The sequence below is a fragment of the Microbispora sp. H10836 genome (genome assembly GCF_012999525.1).
GTDB lineage: Bacteria > Actinomycetota > Actinomycetes > Streptosporangiales > Streptosporangiaceae > Microbispora.
On the sequence record NZ_JABBWU010000028.1, the window covers coordinates 72,699 to 86,827 of the forward strand.

At 69.3% G+C, this 14,129-nt stretch carries 23 protein-coding genes and 1 pseudogene; 12 read left to right on the forward strand and 12 right to left on the reverse strand.

Annotated elements, in window-relative coordinates; translation table 11 throughout:
* Positions 1–8: 8 nt before the first annotated feature.
* Both HHX30_RS43870 and HHX30_RS35865 read right to left on the reverse strand, forming a co-directional pair.
* Positions 9–494, reverse strand: coding sequence for an SLC13 family permease (locus HHX30_RS43870; RefSeq protein WP_396706476.1), 486 nt, complete (start codon positions 492–494; stop codon positions 9–11).
* Positions 495–784: 290 nt separating this feature from the next.
* On the reverse strand, positions 785–1,228 hold the full coding sequence (locus HHX30_RS35865; protein ID WP_169988042.1) for a CBS domain-containing protein: 444 nt from the start codon (positions 1,226–1,228) through the stop codon (positions 785–787).
* Between the two features lie 105 nt (positions 1,229–1,333).
* Here HHX30_RS35865 and HHX30_RS40965 point away from each other — a divergent pair, with 105 nt between their 5' ends.
* The 5 genes and pseudogenes from HHX30_RS40965 to HHX30_RS43875 form a co-directional block, all read left to right on the forward strand.
* On the forward strand, positions 1,334–1,606 hold the full coding sequence (locus tag HHX30_RS40965; RefSeq protein ID WP_211593173.1) for an ATP-binding cassette domain-containing protein: 273 nt from the start codon (positions 1,334–1,336) through the stop codon (positions 1,604–1,606).
* Positions 1,576–1,749, forward strand: a complete 174-nt coding sequence (locus HHX30_RS40970; protein ID WP_211593174.1) for a hypothetical protein — start codon at positions 1,576–1,578, stop codon at positions 1,747–1,749. The genes HHX30_RS40965 and HHX30_RS40970 overlap by 31 nt, the downstream gene beginning before the upstream one ends.
* A gap of 12 nt (positions 1,750–1,761) precedes the next feature.
* On the forward strand, positions 1,762–1,974 hold the full coding sequence (locus tag HHX30_RS40975; protein WP_211593175.1) for a hypothetical protein: 213 nt from the start codon (positions 1,762–1,764) through the stop codon (positions 1,972–1,974).
* The gene (locus HHX30_RS42990; RefSeq protein ID WP_283246960.1) at positions 1,967–2,095 is read left to right on the forward strand and encodes a hypothetical protein; all 129 of its coding nucleotides are present in this window, start codon (positions 1,967–1,969) and stop codon (positions 2,093–2,095) included. Before HHX30_RS40975 ends, HHX30_RS42990 begins: the two co-directional genes overlap by 8 nt.
* A gap of 102 nt (positions 2,096–2,197) precedes the next feature.
* Positions 2,198–2,383: pseudogene (locus HHX30_RS43875) on the forward strand (hypothetical protein); the annotation flags it as partial.
* A gap of 179 nt (positions 2,384–2,562) precedes the next feature.
* Here the strand turns inward: HHX30_RS43875 and HHX30_RS35880 are convergent.
* The 3 genes from HHX30_RS35880 to HHX30_RS35890 all read right to left on the reverse strand — a co-directional run bounded on the left by HHX30_RS35880 (position 2,563) and on the right by HHX30_RS35890 (position 4,809).
* Positions 2,563–3,165 (reverse strand): helix-turn-helix domain-containing protein, encoded by a 603-nt coding sequence (locus HHX30_RS35880; protein ID WP_311923003.1) that lies wholly within the window; start codon positions 3,163–3,165, stop codon positions 2,563–2,565.
* A 27-nt stretch (positions 3,166–3,192) separates the two neighbouring features.
* Positions 3,193–3,738, reverse strand: a complete 546-nt coding sequence (locus tag HHX30_RS40985) for a hypothetical protein (protein ID WP_211593178.1) — start codon at positions 3,736–3,738, stop codon at positions 3,193–3,195.
* A 153-nt stretch (positions 3,739–3,891) separates the two neighbouring features.
* A complete protein-coding gene (locus tag HHX30_RS35890; RefSeq protein WP_169988044.1) occupies positions 3,892–4,809 on the reverse strand; it encodes an NADP-dependent oxidoreductase in 918 nt (305 codons plus the stop codon).
* Between HHX30_RS35890 and HHX30_RS35895 the strand changes: the two genes are divergently transcribed.
* Positions 4,808–5,089, forward strand: coding sequence for a hypothetical protein (locus HHX30_RS35895; RefSeq protein ID WP_169988046.1), 282 nt, complete (start codon positions 4,808–4,810; stop codon positions 5,087–5,089). The two genes, HHX30_RS35890 and HHX30_RS35895, sit on opposite strands and share 2 nt — an antisense overlap.
* On the opposite strand, the gene sigJ is transcribed toward HHX30_RS35895, so the two are convergent.
* The 3 genes from sigJ to HHX30_RS35910 form a co-directional block, all read right to left on the reverse strand.
* Positions 5,080–5,970, reverse strand: a complete 891-nt coding sequence (gene sigJ, locus HHX30_RS35900; protein ID WP_169988048.1) for an RNA polymerase sigma factor SigJ — start codon at positions 5,968–5,970, stop codon at positions 5,080–5,082. The two genes, HHX30_RS35895 and sigJ, sit on opposite strands and share 10 nt — an antisense overlap.
* Positions 5,971–5,999: 29 nt before the next feature.
* Positions 6,000–6,311: a DUF998 domain-containing protein gene (locus HHX30_RS35905; protein ID WP_211593180.1), complete on the reverse strand. Its 312-nt coding sequence runs from the start codon at positions 6,309–6,311 to the stop codon at positions 6,000–6,002.
* 122 nt (positions 6,312–6,433) lie between these two features.
* Positions 6,434–7,756 (reverse strand): cell wall metabolism sensor histidine kinase WalK, encoded by a 1,323-nt coding sequence (locus HHX30_RS35910; protein WP_169988050.1) that lies wholly within the window; start codon positions 7,754–7,756, stop codon positions 6,434–6,436.
* Between the two features lie 678 nt (positions 7,757–8,434).
* On the opposite strand from HHX30_RS35910, the gene HHX30_RS35915 reads away from it, so the two are divergent.
* Positions 8,435–9,415: a cell wall metabolism sensor histidine kinase WalK gene (locus HHX30_RS35915; protein ID WP_169988052.1), complete on the forward strand. Its 981-nt coding sequence runs from the start codon at positions 8,435–8,437 to the stop codon at positions 9,413–9,415.
* A 34-nt stretch (positions 9,416–9,449) separates the two neighbouring features.
* Positions 9,450–9,899 carry an ATP-binding protein gene (locus HHX30_RS35920; protein WP_311923004.1) on the forward strand — a complete coding sequence of 150 codons (450 nt, stop codon included), beginning with the start codon at positions 9,450–9,452 and terminating at the stop codon, positions 9,897–9,899.
* Positions 9,900–10,049: 150 nt separating this feature from the next.
* On the opposite strand, the gene HHX30_RS35925 is transcribed toward HHX30_RS35920, so the two are convergent.
* Complete coding sequence (locus HHX30_RS35925) at positions 10,050–10,349, reverse strand: hypothetical protein (RefSeq protein ID WP_169988054.1); 300 nt, start codon at positions 10,347–10,349, stop codon at positions 10,050–10,052.
* Positions 10,350–10,432: 83 nt separating this feature from the next.
* The gene (locus HHX30_RS42995; RefSeq protein ID WP_283246962.1) at positions 10,433–10,555 is read right to left on the reverse strand and encodes a hypothetical protein; all 123 of its coding nucleotides are present in this window, start codon (positions 10,553–10,555) and stop codon (positions 10,433–10,435) included.
* Positions 10,556–10,642: 87 nt separating this feature from the next.
* Here HHX30_RS42995 and HHX30_RS35930 point away from each other — a divergent pair, with 87 nt between their 5' ends.
* Together HHX30_RS35930 and HHX30_RS35935 are read left to right on the forward strand one after the other, a co-directional pair.
* Positions 10,643–10,981: a PadR family transcriptional regulator gene (locus HHX30_RS35930; protein WP_169988056.1), complete on the forward strand. Its 339-nt coding sequence runs from the start codon at positions 10,643–10,645 to the stop codon at positions 10,979–10,981.
* A complete protein-coding gene (locus tag HHX30_RS35935) occupies positions 10,963–11,544 on the forward strand; it encodes a hypothetical protein (RefSeq protein ID WP_169988057.1) in 582 nt (193 codons plus the stop codon). Before HHX30_RS35930 ends, HHX30_RS35935 begins: the two co-directional genes overlap by 19 nt.
* A 126-nt stretch (positions 11,545–11,670) precedes the next feature.
* On the opposite strand, the gene HHX30_RS35940 is transcribed toward HHX30_RS35935, so the two are convergent.
* A complete protein-coding gene (locus HHX30_RS35940; RefSeq protein WP_169988059.1) occupies positions 11,671–12,093 on the reverse strand; it encodes an arsenate reductase ArsC in 423 nt (140 codons plus the stop codon).
* 162 nt (positions 12,094–12,255) lie between these two features.
* Here HHX30_RS35940 and HHX30_RS35945 point away from each other — a divergent pair, with 162 nt between their 5' ends.
* Together HHX30_RS35945 and arsB are read left to right on the forward strand one after the other, a co-directional pair.
* Positions 12,256–12,570 (forward strand): helix-turn-helix transcriptional regulator, encoded by a 315-nt coding sequence (locus HHX30_RS35945; RefSeq protein ID WP_169988061.1) that lies wholly within the window; start codon positions 12,256–12,258, stop codon positions 12,568–12,570.
* Entirely contained in the window at positions 12,567–13,649 is a 1,083-nt protein-coding gene (gene arsB / locus HHX30_RS35950) for an ACR3 family arsenite efflux transporter (protein ID WP_211593182.1), read from the forward strand. Before HHX30_RS35945 ends, arsB begins: the two co-directional genes overlap by 4 nt.
* 82 nt (positions 13,650–13,731) lie before the next feature.
* On the opposite strand, the gene HHX30_RS35955 is transcribed toward arsB, so the two are convergent.
* Complete coding sequence (locus HHX30_RS35955) at positions 13,732–14,097, reverse strand: metalloregulator ArsR/SmtB family transcription factor (RefSeq protein ID WP_169988063.1); 366 nt, start codon at positions 14,095–14,097, stop codon at positions 13,732–13,734.
* Positions 14,098–14,129 lie beyond the last annotated feature (32 nt).

Sequence of the window (14,129 nt, forward strand, 5' to 3'; positions counted from 1 at the left end):
CGAGCACGCTACGACAGATAGCGCAGCCATAGATACGGCGCGACCAGGGCGACGGTCACGACCGTGACGATGAGCCCGTATTTGGTGAACTGCCAGAAGCTGATCGGGGTGCCGTCGCGCGCGGCGATGCCCAGGACGACGACGTTGGCGGCGGCGCCGACGGCGGTCGCGTTTCCGCCCAGGTCGGCCCCGAAGGCCAGCGCCCACCACAGCACCCGCGACGGTCCGCCGCCACCGTCGGCCTGGACGAGATCGGCGACGATCGGGCTCATCGTGGCCACGTACGGAATGTTGTCCACGATCGCCGACAGTCCCGCGGAAGCCCCGAGCAGACCCATGGTGGTCAGCTCCGGACGCCCGGAGGTCGCCTCCACGGCGATATGGGACAGCCGCTCGATGACACCCGTCTCCACCAGGCCGCCCACCATGACGAACAGCCCGGCGAAGAAGACCAGCGTGGGCCACTCCACCTCGGCCAGGGCCTGCTCTGCCACAGCAGCCGCCGGTCGGCGATCGCCTCGCGCTCGTCCAGGGCCATGACCTCCTCGGCCCGCTGGGGGTCGTAGCGCAGGGAGCGCCCGAACATCAACCGGCACAGTCCGATGAAGACCAGCATCAGCACGATGACCAGCGGGGTCATGTGGACGAGGAAGTCGTTGAAGCTCAGTCCGCCCCGGCTGGCGATGATGACCGCCGAGGGCGGCGGCGACGCGGTGGACCTTCTCTGTGGCGATCAGCGCGTAGGCGGCCAGGAACACCGCCACGGTGACCCAGGCGAGCATGCTCATGCCGCGAGCACCCGGTCGAGCAGCGCCTGCAGGGTCACCGCGCCCAGCAGCCGGCCGCCCTCTGTCACGGCGACCAGGGGACTGTGGGTGCGGGCCATCAGCGCGGCCAGTTCCAGCACGGTGGCGTCGGGGTCGGTGACCGGTAGTTGGCGGGGTGGATCGGGCAGGGCGTCGCGTACCTTGCGGCCGTTCATATCGTTCAGGAAGGTGTCGGCGTGCGCCTCGTCCACGACACGGGCCAGCGCCGGATCGTCCTGGCAGTAGGCGGGCACGGCCAGGCGCAGGACCTCGGGGCCGGGCAGGATGGTGATCGGCGTCCCTGCCGCGTCGACCACGACGAGGCCGGGCAGGTCTTGGTTCGCCAGGAGCCTGGCGGCGTCGAGGACGGGCGTGTCCAGGTCGACCGTGGGGAAGGGGGCGAGCAGGTCTCGGGCGCGCACGTACACGTCCTTCGTGACATAGGGGGACAGAACGTGCCGACCAGACTTCCCGGCTCACCTGCGGCCACCCTACCGATGATCGCCCGAGTGGTGCAGAGTTGGTCCGTGCCCGTCGTCCACGTCTCGGCTCTGAGCAAGAGGTACGGCGACCTCGCCGCGGTCGACGAGGTGACCTTGAACATCGAGCGCGGTGAGATCTACGCCCTGCTCGGGCTCAACGGCGCGGGCAAGACCACTCTGATCCGCATGCTGCTCGGCATGATCCGGCCCACCGGCGGGTCGGTCACCGTGCTGGGCGCGGCGGTCAGCGCCGGTGAACGTTCGCCTGGGCGCGCGTCGGCTACCTCGTGGAGGCGCCGGCCGCCTACCCCGAGCTGACCGTCCGGGAGAACCTCGAGGTCGTCGGGAGGCTACGCCGGCTGCAGGGCGGCACCGACGAGGTGATCGACCGGCTGGCGCTGAGTCCGTACGCGGAGAAGCGCGCGGCCTGGAACGCCACGTACGGCGGCGCCTCGCGGTGACGACCACCCAGGATGCCAAAGCGCGCACCGAGGCTCCAATCCCACGGCTTCGCCCCCGGCGGCGCGGGCGACGGTCTCGTACTCACCGAAGATCGGGCACTCGCCCACCCGGAGGAGATCGCCACTCTCCTCGTTCACGCGGGCTGCCCGCCGACCAGGCTCCTCATCGAGGAGGAGGACCTGGAGACCTACTTTCTGCGGATGGTGGGAGCCGGCGATGCGTGAGGCACTGTGGGCCGAGCTGCTGAAGGTACGGCGCAGCCGCCTTCTCTGGCTCACCGCTCTCGCGTTCACGATCGCCGCCGCGATGTGCGGGCTGTTCATGTTCATCCTTCAGGACCCGTAACGTGCCCGCGCTCTTGGCCTGCTGGGTGACAAGGCGCAGCTCAGCGGGGCCGTGGCCGACTGGCCCGGCCACCTGGGCCTGCTGGCCCTGCCCACCTCCCGCATGGCGATCGTCACGGCCAAGTTCACGGTCGCGGCCGTGTGGTCGGTGTTACTGGCGATCGCGGCCCTGCTCGGCCTGCTCATCGGGGCGGTGCTCGGCCTGCCGGGCTGGTCGGCCCAGGCGATCACCTCAGGAATGATCCGTGTTCTGGTGACCGGGGCGCTGACCTTCGTGCTCACCACGCCCTTCGGGCTGGCCGCGAGCCTCGGTCGCGGGTACCTGGCCGCAGTCGGGGCCATGTTCGCCGCGCTCTTTTCCGCGCAGGTCCTCGCCGCCCTCGGCTTCGGCGCCTCCTTTCCCTGGTCGGTTCCCGGCCTGTACGCCGGCCTCGCGGGACCGGACCAGGATCCACCCGGTTTCGTCGGCTACCTGCTGGTGGCCGTCGTCGGGGCGACCGGAGTGCCGGCACCGTCATCTGGTGGGACCGAACCGATCACATCCGCTGACCGCCGCCTTGTCGCGGTCGGTCCTCGCGGTGAGCGCCGGATATGCCCGCGTTCAGTCGGAAGGCGCGCTCCGGCCTCGTCGTGCTGGGCGAGGAAGGCCGCCAGAGCGGTGACCGGGTTCTCCTGCGCCTGCGTCACCCGGGCGGGGTCGAGCTTCCTGACGACGGCGTCCATCTCCTCGGGATGCGTCATCAGCCTGCCGTACAAGGGATTGCTCTCCAATTCCGCGAGTGTGGCGTGCAGGAAGCGCCGCAGCCCCGCGCGGATGTCGGGCCCGCCCAGCAGCGCCTGATCGATGACCTTGCGCTTGACCTCCGCCATCTGGGCGAGCATCAGCTCCAGGTAGAGCGCCTCTTTGGAGTCGAAGAAGACGTAGAAGGTGCTCTTGGCGATTGCGGTGCCGGCGACCAGGTCCTCCAGCGAGGTCTTGCGCAGGCCCTGGGTGGCGAAGAGGCGCCGGCCGTTGTCCAGGAGGAGCCCGGTGATGCGGGCTCGCTCCTCGGCGGAGAAGGCGGGAGGCACGAGCTCCATCCTTTCAGATCTGCGGTCCTACCCCTGCAGCTGGAACTTGCGCTCGATCATCCGGCGCACCGGACCCCACGATGACAGGCGCAGCGGCAGCTGGGTGAGTTCCAGCACGACGGGGCTGCGCGGCGCGTAGACGCCCTTGACCCGGCGGCCGAGCTTCTGCTTCTTCTCGGCTTCCCGCCGCAGCTCCGCCTCCCATTCCGTCACCGCGGTGGGGATGTCGTCTCCGTCGCGTTCGAGGGCGGCGCCGAGCAGATCGGCGCCGCCGACGGCGAGCGAGGAACCGTACCCGGCGAACAGGCCGATTCGAGCGGCCCGATCGCTTTCCGCGCCGACCAGATCGAGCCCCTGGCGAGTGATGTCGAGGAACGCGGCGATCCCGGCGACCTGGCGGCGGACCACGACAGCCCAGGCTTCGTCGGCCATGCGGTAGTACACGGTGCGCTCACCTGGCCTGGTCCGCCAGGTGAGGAAGCCCATGCCGGTCAGCAGCCGCAGGTTCGAGGTCAGTGAGGCGCGGCTCGTCAGGTGCCTGCCCCCTGATGTGGGGTCAGTCCGGCCGCGCACGTTATCTCCCGTCATGTGGAGTGGTGGATCCCTCGGCGGGGGTGTCGGGGCTGGCGGACGCCGGTCCGTGGTTGGAAGCCGGAAGACGAACCGGGCACCACGCGATCCTCCAGGTCGCCGGCTGTCATGGGGGTTCCCCCTCACCCCGAGTCCTCACGGACGAACGCGGATGATCGTCTTCCCCTTGATCCGCTCGGTCGGATTCAAGGCGGCGACGGCATCGTCGAGGGTTGCGATGTTGCCGATGTTCGTCCGCAGCCGTCCGTCACGCACCCGCCGGACGATCTCACCCAGTTGGGCACGATCAGCCTCGACAACGAAGTCGATCGCCATGCCGTTCACAGGCCGCGCCTCGGGCGGCCCGACGATGGACACCAGCGTCCCTCCGGCTCGTACCAGACCCGCGGACCGCTTCTGTATGTCTCCGCCGATGACGTCGAACACCAGGTCGACGCCGCCGACGTCTTCCAGCGCGTCGTTCTCAAGGTCGACGAACTCCATCGCGCCGAAGTCGAGCGCCTTCTGACGGTCGACGGCGCGTCCGGTGCCGATGACGTACGCACCGAACTCACGCGCGAGCTGAGTCACCATCGACCCGACCGCGCCGGCCGCGCCGTGAACGAGCACGCTCTGCCCCGCCTGAAGGCGGCCGTGCTCGAACAGTCCCTGCCACGCGGTCAGCCCCGAAATCGGCAGGCTCGCGCCCACCGTGAAGTCGACGTCGCCCGGGAGCGGCGCGAGGTTGCGTGCCTCGACGGCCACATACTCCGCCAGGGTGCCGTCGCGATGCCAGTCCGTGAGGCCGAACACCCGTTGTCCCACCGACAGCCCTGTCGTGCCATAGCCGAGGGCGGTGACCACTCCGGCCAGCTCGTGCCCAGGGATCGACGGTGTTCGGTCACGCTCGCGGCGATCGGTCCAGGTCGAGGGCCACGCCATCTCAGTCGGGACGAATCCCGACGCATGAACCTCAACGACGACGTCGTTTATCGCTGCCGGCGGCTCGGGCCGCTCCACCAGCGTCATCCCGGCCGTTCCCGCAGCCTGGTCTGTCACCACGATCGCTTTCATGGAAATCGTCTCCTCGGTCATTTGTCTATCTGGTGCATTGATGGGCGCGCGTCACTCACGGACGAACGCGGTGATCGTCTGCCCGCTGATCCGCTCGGTCGGGTTGAAGGCCGCGCCGGCATCGTCGAGGGTTGCGACGTTGCCGATGTTCGTCCCAGGTGGACGCGTGCAGGCCGGCGTGATCGACTTCATCTGCTCGCGAGCGTTCGTTCGTCTGTCCCGTTTGGGTTCTCATCAGGGAGACGAGGTGGCCCCTCGAGTTGTGACAGCTCAGACGTGAGAAAGCTTGTCCGGGTTGATGACCCTGCGGTACGCAGTGATCAGACCGTCTGTGATCTGCAGCGTGTCCACAGAGTAGACACGGCCCTCCCGGTGGCACATCAGAACGAGCTCGCCGCCGACCTCGACGAGGTCGATGCGGTCCGGACGCCACCGGTGGCCCACCCGCACCATCACCTCAGCGACGCGTTCACCACCGTAGACGGGCTTGCGCATCGCGGCGACCTTGCCGCCGCCATCGGTGACGTAGACGGCGTCGGGGTGCAGCAACCTGACCAGGCTGGCCAGATCCCCGGCCTCGTAGGCGGCGCGAAAGGCCGCCAGCACACGTTCACGCTCCGCCTTCGACGCCTGCGGCGAAGACTGCTTCGCGTTGGCCACCCGCCGCCGCGCCCGCGAGGCCAACTGCCGGGCACCCGGCACGGAGACATCCAGCACTTCGGCGATCCGGACGAACTCAAGACCGAAGACATCGTGCAGGACGAAGGCCACCCGCTCCAGCGGGCTCAACTCCTCCATGATCAGGAGCATCGCCGAGCCGACGGACTCATCGACGAGGACCGGCTCGGATGCGTCCGGCCCCGTCAGCAGCGGTTCCGGCAGCCACGGCCCGACATAGGTCTCCCGGCGGAAACGGGCACTCTTGAGAATGTCGTACGACCGCCGTGCGGCCACCGTCACCAGCCAGGCCCGCAAATCATCGATATCCTGCAGCTCTGTCCCGGCCGCCCGCAGCCACACGTCCTGGGTCACGTCCTCGGCATCGGCCACACTGCCCAGCAGCCGGTAGGCCACGCCGAAAACCGCGGGCCGGTGCCTCTCCCATTCGGCTCCGAGCGTGTCGTCGTGCTCAGACAATCCAGGCCCGTTCTCGTCGCCCATACAGATCGCGACCTCCCCCAACTTGCGGATCAAGCGTAGTCACCCGAGCACGGCACGCCGCGCGGGAAGCCCTGGGCCGGGTCGGCCCGGAAGGCCCCGGCCGCCGGCAGGCTCAGGCCGTACACCGCCAGCAGGCGGGGGGCCCGGCCGCGGCTGTGAGCCCGGCGCAGGCCCGCGGCGAAGGCGATGATCACCGCCCCGGCCAGCACGAAGTTGGCGATGTGGATCCAGCCGAAATCGCCGTTGGCGAGCAGGCTCCGGGCGTGCCGGGTCAGGTCGAATCCGTCCCGGGTCAGGGCCTCGGTCAGCGACACCCCGACGTAGACCGGGCCGGCGATCACGCCGTAACCGAGCAGGCTGCGGGTGATGCTGATCTCGCGGTCGCAGGCGCGGGCGGCGGTGTGAGTGGCAATGCGTCACGGGGGGTTCTCCCTCAGGCCGGGCCCGGTCCCTCACCGGCCCTTCACCCACTCCTCGAGCGGGACGAGCCCGGATCGCCACGCCCCGGGAGATTCGTTCCAAGATTCTTCCGGCAGTGCTTCCGGGGGAGCACCGCGCCCGGCTGTGAGAGATTCCGCTCGCCGGTCGTGTTCCGGTCGAGGAGGGGCAGCCGGAGGACGAACCGCGCGCCGCGGGGGGAGTCCTCGATACGCAGGGTTCCCCGATGGGCGCGGGCGATGTCGCGGGAGATCGCAAGACCCAGCCCGGTGCCGCCGGCGTCCCTGCGCCGCCCCTCGTCCAGACGCGTGAATCGCTCGAAGACCCGCTCGCGGTCGGCGGGTGCGATGCCGTTCCCGTCGTCGGTCACCGTCACGACCGCCTGGCCGCCGGCGGATCCGACGCAGACCGTGACACCGGTCGCCGCGTGCCTGCGCGCGTTGCTCAGCAGATTGCCCACAAGCCGGATCAGCTGGATCCGCGAGCCGTGTACCCACACGTCTTCGGTCGTGTGGAGCTCGACCGGGGTGCTGCCGGGGTGAGCGTCCGTCTCCTGGGAAACCAGTGCCGTGAGGTCGATCGGCTCGTGCGGTGCCGGCTGGCCGCCGCGTAGCCGGGTAATCGTCAGCAGGTCCTGCACGATCGCCTCCAGGCGGCCGGTGGCCGACAGCGCTCCCCGGATGGTGTCGCGGGGGTCGACGTGGTCGGGGTGGAGCAGCGCTTCCTCCAGTTGCAGCCTGAGTCCGGCGATCGGTGTTCTGAGCTCGTGGGAGGTGACGGAGGCGAGCCGGCACTGTTGCTCCGCCGGGCGTAGCGCTCGACCGATGATCCACCACATGAGGCGGCCACCCGACAGGACGATGAGGAGCGCGGCCCCGGCGATGAGGTATTCGAGGTGGTGTGTCGCCAGGAGGGGCGGCTCGGCCGTTCCGGCGTAGACGACGGGGGCGTCGGGGGCCGGCGACACGCGGTTGGCCATGAGCAGGACGCACCGCTCGCCCGGCCCGCACTCGACGCGCCGCTGGAGCCGGTCGTGGGGCGGGGGTCGGAACGTGCTCAGCCGTGGCCGCCCCGTCGCGCCCGGGCTGGCGTCCACGACCCTGCCCCGCGCGTCCACCACCTGGACGAGGTCGGCGGTGCCGGTGACGGAGGCGGGGCGCGGCAGCGCGCCGCCGCGCACCTGCGCGCTCCACTGGACGGCGACCTGCTCGGCGTCGAAGAACACCTGGTCTTCGATCCTGTATCGGATCGCCAGGTCCAGGCTCGCGCCGCCCAGGATCGTGAGCAGGAGCAACAACGTCGTCGCCACTGTCGTGTAGTACGCCTGCATCGAGTGCAGAGACGGCATCGACCTCACCATTCCCCTGCCGCACCCGGTGGACCACCACCAAGGGCAGATTGGACGATTTCGTCCACTTTGAGGCTATTTGTCCGATCGTGTCAAATCGGCGACAGGGGTCCTGACCTGTGCTTTCAGGTGGTCCAGCGCCATGTCGAGGGCGACCACGGGCCGCTCGTCCTGCATGGTCTCGGCGGGATCTGTAGGGCTCGCCGCACTCCCGGTGGCCCGTTCACGAGCGAGTCGGGCCACCTCTCGAGATTCCGCATCGAGCACACCCGGTCGAGTTGCGGACCTGATCGAGGGCCGTCGCCGCCACCCCTGCCGGGACATGAGGTCGGCGGCGGTGGTGACGATGCACTCGCGATTTGCCGTGCGCGGTGAGCCTCGGAGAACCTTCCTCGGCCCTCGAACGGCCATGCGACAACCCCACCTTTGGAGGCGGGGAGCCCGCCGGAGCCGTGCCAGAGGACAGTTCTTGACAATTCTGGACATACCATCACAAGCTGGACGAAATCGTCCAATCCCTCGCCGGTATCATCCGACGGCCGCCCGCGCGGTCACGGCCACACCGGTGTGGGGGACGGCCGACAGCACGCCGGGCGACACCGCGCTCGACGGCCCGCATCCGCGGGCCGCGAACTCGATGCCCCGGCAGTACGGCCAGTGGTGAGCAGGAGCGCGGTCATGACAGTGATCTTTCGCGGCGGCAACGGGCACGTACGGGCGCTCGCAGGCCGCCTGCGAAGGATCCGGGCCGGGCGAGTCGCCGACGCACTCCTGATCGGGTTCCCGGCGGCCTTGAAGGCGCGGCGAGCGGGGGACGGGTCACTGCGGGCGGTGGCGTCCATCCGCCTCGAACTGGACGCCATCAACCTCAAGGAGGCGAGCACCGGGGTCTCCGAGACAGGCGGGGGCGAGGAGGTCGCCCGGCTCGCCCGGGCCGTCAACAGGACGTTGGAACGGCTGCGCGAGGCCGGCGATCGCGCCGAACGCGCCCGGGAGCGGCAGCGGCAGTTTGCCGCGGACGCCTCACACGAGCTGTGCACCCCCATCGCCGCGCTGCGCATGCGGTTGGAGGAGGCGCAGCTGCATCCGGACGAGATCGATCTGGACGATCTCCTCGGTCACACGTTGCATGATCTGGACCGGGTGCAGGCCATCGTCACCGACCTGCTCCTCCTGACCCGCCTGGGGACCGTTCCTCGGAGAGTGGAGCGGGTGAACCTCACGGCGCTGGTCCGGGCGGAGGCCGCCCGGCAGGTGGACGGGCCCCACATGCATCTCCGGCTCGATCCCGGGGTGATCGTCGACGGTGATCGCGAGCAGATCAGCCGGATGCTCGGCAACCTGCTCGACAACGCCCGGCGGCACGCCGTCCGCGCGATACGGATCGGCCTGCGCCGCGCGGGAGATGGGGCCGAGTTGATGGTGGCCGACGACGGAGAGGGCATCCCCCTGGCCGACCGCGAGCGGATCTTTCACCGTTTCGTGCGGTTGGACGCCGCCCGCAGCCGGGACAGAGGAGGCGCCGGCCTCGGCCTGGCCGTCGCTCGCGCCATCGCCTCCGCGCATCACGGCAGCCTCCACGTGGAGGAATGCGCATGGGGCGGAGCGTGCTTCGTCCTGCGGATGCCGCTCTCGCCGGGTTGCGGGCCGGAAGCGTGATCCACTGCGGTCACGATTGGTAGGAGGCGTCACTGTGCCTCCCCTCCTCTCGCCGCTCCGGCAGCCAGCAGGCTTCCGGCAAGTCGGGAGCGAGGCGGTCGCGTTCGCCACCGCCGCCGCATGGGTCGCCCGCCTGGCAGAGGCCAACACCGCCGGCAAGCTGCAAGAGGAACTACTCAAGCTGGCCCGCATTCCCGTGCTGGTCGTCGACGAGGCCGGCTACATCCCGTTCGAGGCCGAGGCGGCCAACCTGTTCTTCCACCTGGTCTCCAGCCGCTGTGAACGGGCGTCGCTGATCGTCACCTCCAACAAGCCGTTCGGCCGCTGGGGCGAGGTGTTCGGCGATGATGTCGTGGCCGCCGCGATGATCGACCGCGTCGTCGATCACGCCGAGGTCATCAGCCTGAAGGGAGACAGCTACCGCCTGAAGAACTGCGACCTCGGCCGCGTCCCTGCAGCCGAGACCGGCAACGACCATCAGTAGCGATCACGGCCGCCCGTTGGCAGGACCGCCGGGATCCGGCCGCGCGCCGTCTATTGTGATGAGGGCCTCGCAGTGCCGGCCGTCGATTCAGCGCGGGATGCCTCACTCCTGGAAAGGCGAATCGGCAGGGCGTGTGGCTGTCGCCGAGGATCATGCTTGTGCCGGCGTGCGTCGTTGGCGCCTGCGGGCGATTGCGCGCGCGATCAAGGGGAAGCCGATCAGAGCCGGGAGCAGCCAGTAGGCAACGGTTGGGAGCCTGTCCCACAGCGGCAGGTTGGGGCCGTTGTCGATGTAGAAGCCGGTCAACAGCAGCACGTAGGACGCGCCCATCGCGAGGATGTGGAGGTCGGGCCGGTGCCGCCGGTTGGCGTAGCCCGTCAGCGCGGCGGTGAAGCCAAGGGTGCCGATGACGAACAGGTGGACGTTCTCCCGCCAGCGGATCGCCGACATAACGGTCAGGGTGATGTAGACGACGGCCCACGACCACAGGTAGATGCGGCCGAGTCGCCGGTGTCGTGGGCTTCCCTTGCGCGTCAGCGCAAGGGAAGCCCACAGCTCACGCAGGTGACCCCGGCAGTGACGTGGATGGCGAGTGCGGCGAAGAAGACCGGTCCGGCGTCGGGAATCGGAGTGCCCAGGATGTCGATGTGGCCCATCGCATCTCCAATACGTAGTAACCCTACATGTAGCAACACTACTCCAGGTCTTGGCACCCGAGAAGAGCAGATGTAGCGTTACTACCTATGAGGGCGGAAGCACTCAAAGGACACCTGGACGGTCTCCTGCTCGCCACACTGGAAGAGGGGCCGCAGCACGGCTATGCCGTGAAGGAAGCCTTGCGTGACGCCACGGGCGGCAGACTCGACCTGCCCACCGGCACCGTCTATCCGGCGCTGCACCGGCTCGAGCACGCGGGCCTGATCAAGGGAAGCTGGTCGGTGGTGAGCGGCCGCAGACGGCGCACTTACGAGCTGACCGAGCAGGGGCGACGCTCTTTGGCGGGAGCACGCGACCACTGGCAGGAGTTCGCCGCCGTCATATCCGCGGCGCTGGGTGGTGGACCGTGGCCGGCCACGAACTGATCGAACGCCACCTGCAGACGCTCACCGAACGGCTGCCCGACCCCGTGGTCGACGAACTCGCCGACGGCCTCTTGGCGTCCTACGACGACCAGTTGAAGCGGCTCGGCGACCCGGACGCGGCGGCCCGGGCCGCACTGGCGGACTTCGGCGACGCCGACACCGTCACCGCCGCCTTCGTCCGCGCCTCACCTGCCAGGCACGCCGCATTCACGCTGCTCGTGGCCGGACCGATCGTCGGACTGGGCTGGGGCACCGCTCTCGTCACCGCCGACGGCTGGGCCTCGGCGATCCCCCTGCCCTCACGCCTGACCCTCGGCCTCCTGCTCGGCTCGGCCGTGCTCATGCTCGTGACCGCCGTCCGGGAACAGCGGCACTACCGCACCGTACGGCTGGCCGCCCTGGGCGGCGCGGGAACCGTCGCCGTCTTGGACACGGTCATGCTGGGCACGGTCGTCACACTTGTGCCGCCGCCGTCCTTGCTGCTGCTCGTGGCGCTGACCGGCAGCGTCGCGAGGATCATGCTCGCGGTGCGAGCTATCCCCACGCTGATCACACGCCAATGACTACGCTGCGGCGTCGTCTCGCCGGGGTGCTGGCCGCCTGGCAGGAGGGTTGTAACGGGGCGCTGCCGCCGCCCGGGACTGCGCCCGTGCGGGGACGTTCCGGGGGCGGCGGTAAGAGCGGCGTGATCAGCTTTCTTGCTGCGCGTCGATTTCGGTGATCAGAGCCTGGATGCGGGTTCTGATCTCGTCGCGGATCGGGCGGACGGCCTCAACGCCCTTACCGGCGGGGTCGTCCAGGGCCCAGTCGAGGTACTTCTTTCCCGGGACGATCGGGCAGGCATCCCCGCAGCCCACGGTGATGACATAGTCGGAGGCCTGCACCGCCTCGGAGGTGAGCACCTTGGGGGTCTGTCCGGAGATGTCGATGCCGACCTCCTTCATCGCCGCCACGGCGGCCGGGTTGACCTGCTCGGCGGGCAGCGACCCGGCGGAGCGGACCTCGATGCGGTCGCCGGCCAGGTGGGAGGGGAAGGCGGCGGCCATCTGGGAGCGGCCGGCGTTGTGCACGCAGACGAACAGAACGGACGCGACAGTAGCGGTCGTGGGCATCTTCTTTTCTTTCTTGCCGATAGTGGTGGGGGTCAGGCCCGGGGCAGGGTGGCGAGCGGGTCGGTGACGCGCGCGTCGATCGCGTCGCGGATGGCGTGCAGGAGGTGGCGGCCGGGGGCGTCAGGTTCGCATCAGCACCGGCTGATGTGAAAGTATCAGTACATGCTGATGTCAGACGACACTGATCTGTTGCGGGTGCTGGCCGATCCCCTGCGGCTGCGGATCGTGACCCTGCTCGCCAGGGAGACGCTGTGCACCACGCACCTGGTGGTCGAGACCGGCGCGCGGCAGACCAACCTGTCCAACCACCTGAAGGTGCTGCGGGACGCCGGGATGGTGGACACCGAGCCGTGCGGCCGGTTCACCTACTACCGGCTCAAGCCTGACGTCATCGCCTCTCTGGCGGGGCAGTTCGCCGAACTGGCCGAGACCGCCCGCGCCACCGCCGCCGCAGACAGGAGGAGGTCCTGCCCATGACGGCCACCGAGCCGGCGCGCGCCGCGCCCGGCGGGGTGGTGGGCAAGCTGTCGCTGCTGGACCGCTTCCTGGCGGTGTGGATCCTGGCCGCCATGGCCTCGGGTCTCGGCCTGGGCCGCGCAGTTCCGGGCCTGAATGATGTGTTGTCGAAGGTCGCGATCGGCGGGATCTCCCTGCCCATCGCCCTCGGCTTGCTGATCATGATGTATCCGGTGCTGGCCAAGGTCCGCTACGACAAGCTCGACGCCGTGACGGGCGACCGCAAGCTGATGGTCTCGTCGCTGGTCATCAACTGGGTCATCGGCCCGGCCGTGATGTTCGCCCTGGCGTGGATCTTCCTGCCTGACCTGCCGGAATACCGCACCGGCCTGATCATCGTCGGCCTGGCCCGCTGCATCGCCATGGTCATCATCTGGAACGATCTGGCCTGCGGCGACCGCGAGGCCGCCGCCGTCCTGGTGGCGCTCAACAGCGTGTTCCAGGTCCTGGCGTTCGGCCTGCTCGGCTGGTTCTACCTCGACCTGCTGCCCGGCTGGCTCGGCCTCGGTGAGGGCCGGCACCTTGACATCTCCGCATGGAAAATCGCTCTCAACGTCGTCATCTTCCTCGGCGTTCCACTGCTGGCCGGGTTCCTTACCCGCCGTCTGGGCGAGCGCAGGCTAGGTCGGGAGCGCTACGAGAGCGCGTTCCTGCCGAAGATCGGTCCCTGGGCACTGTACGGGCTGCTGTTCACGATCGTGATCCTGTTCGCCCTGCAGGGCAAGACGATCACTTCCGAGCCCGCCGACGTCGCCCGCATCGCGCTACCGCTGCTGGCCTACTTCGCCCTGATGTGGTTCGGCACCTTCGCCCTCGGCAAGGCCCTGGGCCTGCCGTACGACCGGACCGCCACGCTGGCCTTCACCGCGGCCGGCAACAACTTCGAGCTGGCGATCGCCGTGGCCATCGCCACCTTCGGCGTCACCTCCGGCCAGGCCCTGTCGGGGGTCGTAGGACCTCTGATCGAGGTCCCCGTGCTGGTGGCGCTGGTCTACGTCTCCCTCGCCTGGCGCCGCAGATTCGCCCCCGTCACCCCCTGACAAGACACCCCCGTCGACGGCACGGGGGCCGCTCCGGCAAGTCCGGAGCAGCCCCACCGCATACAGACCCAGGCTGTGGTTCTCAGGCGGGGGCGGCGCCGGTCAGCAGCCGGCCCATCCCGGCCAGCACGCTCGGCTCGACCCGGTAGTACACCCACGTGCCCCGCCGCTCGGAGGCCAGCAAACCGGCCTCCTTCAGCTTCTTCAAATGGTGGGAGACGGTCGGCCGGGACACCCCGACATCGGAGATGTCGCATACGCACGCCTCGCCGCCGGGCGCGGAGGCGACCGCGGAGAACAGGCGCAGCCGCACCGGGTCGCTGAGCGCCTTGAACATCGCCGCCGTCCGCTCGGCTTCTGCGGCCGTGAGCGTGCGTTCGGTCAGCGGCGGGCAGCACGGCACCACGGCCTCGGGCTCCAGCACCGGCAGTGTCCGCATGTTCGACATACATCTATGTTGACACACATCGAACCAACACG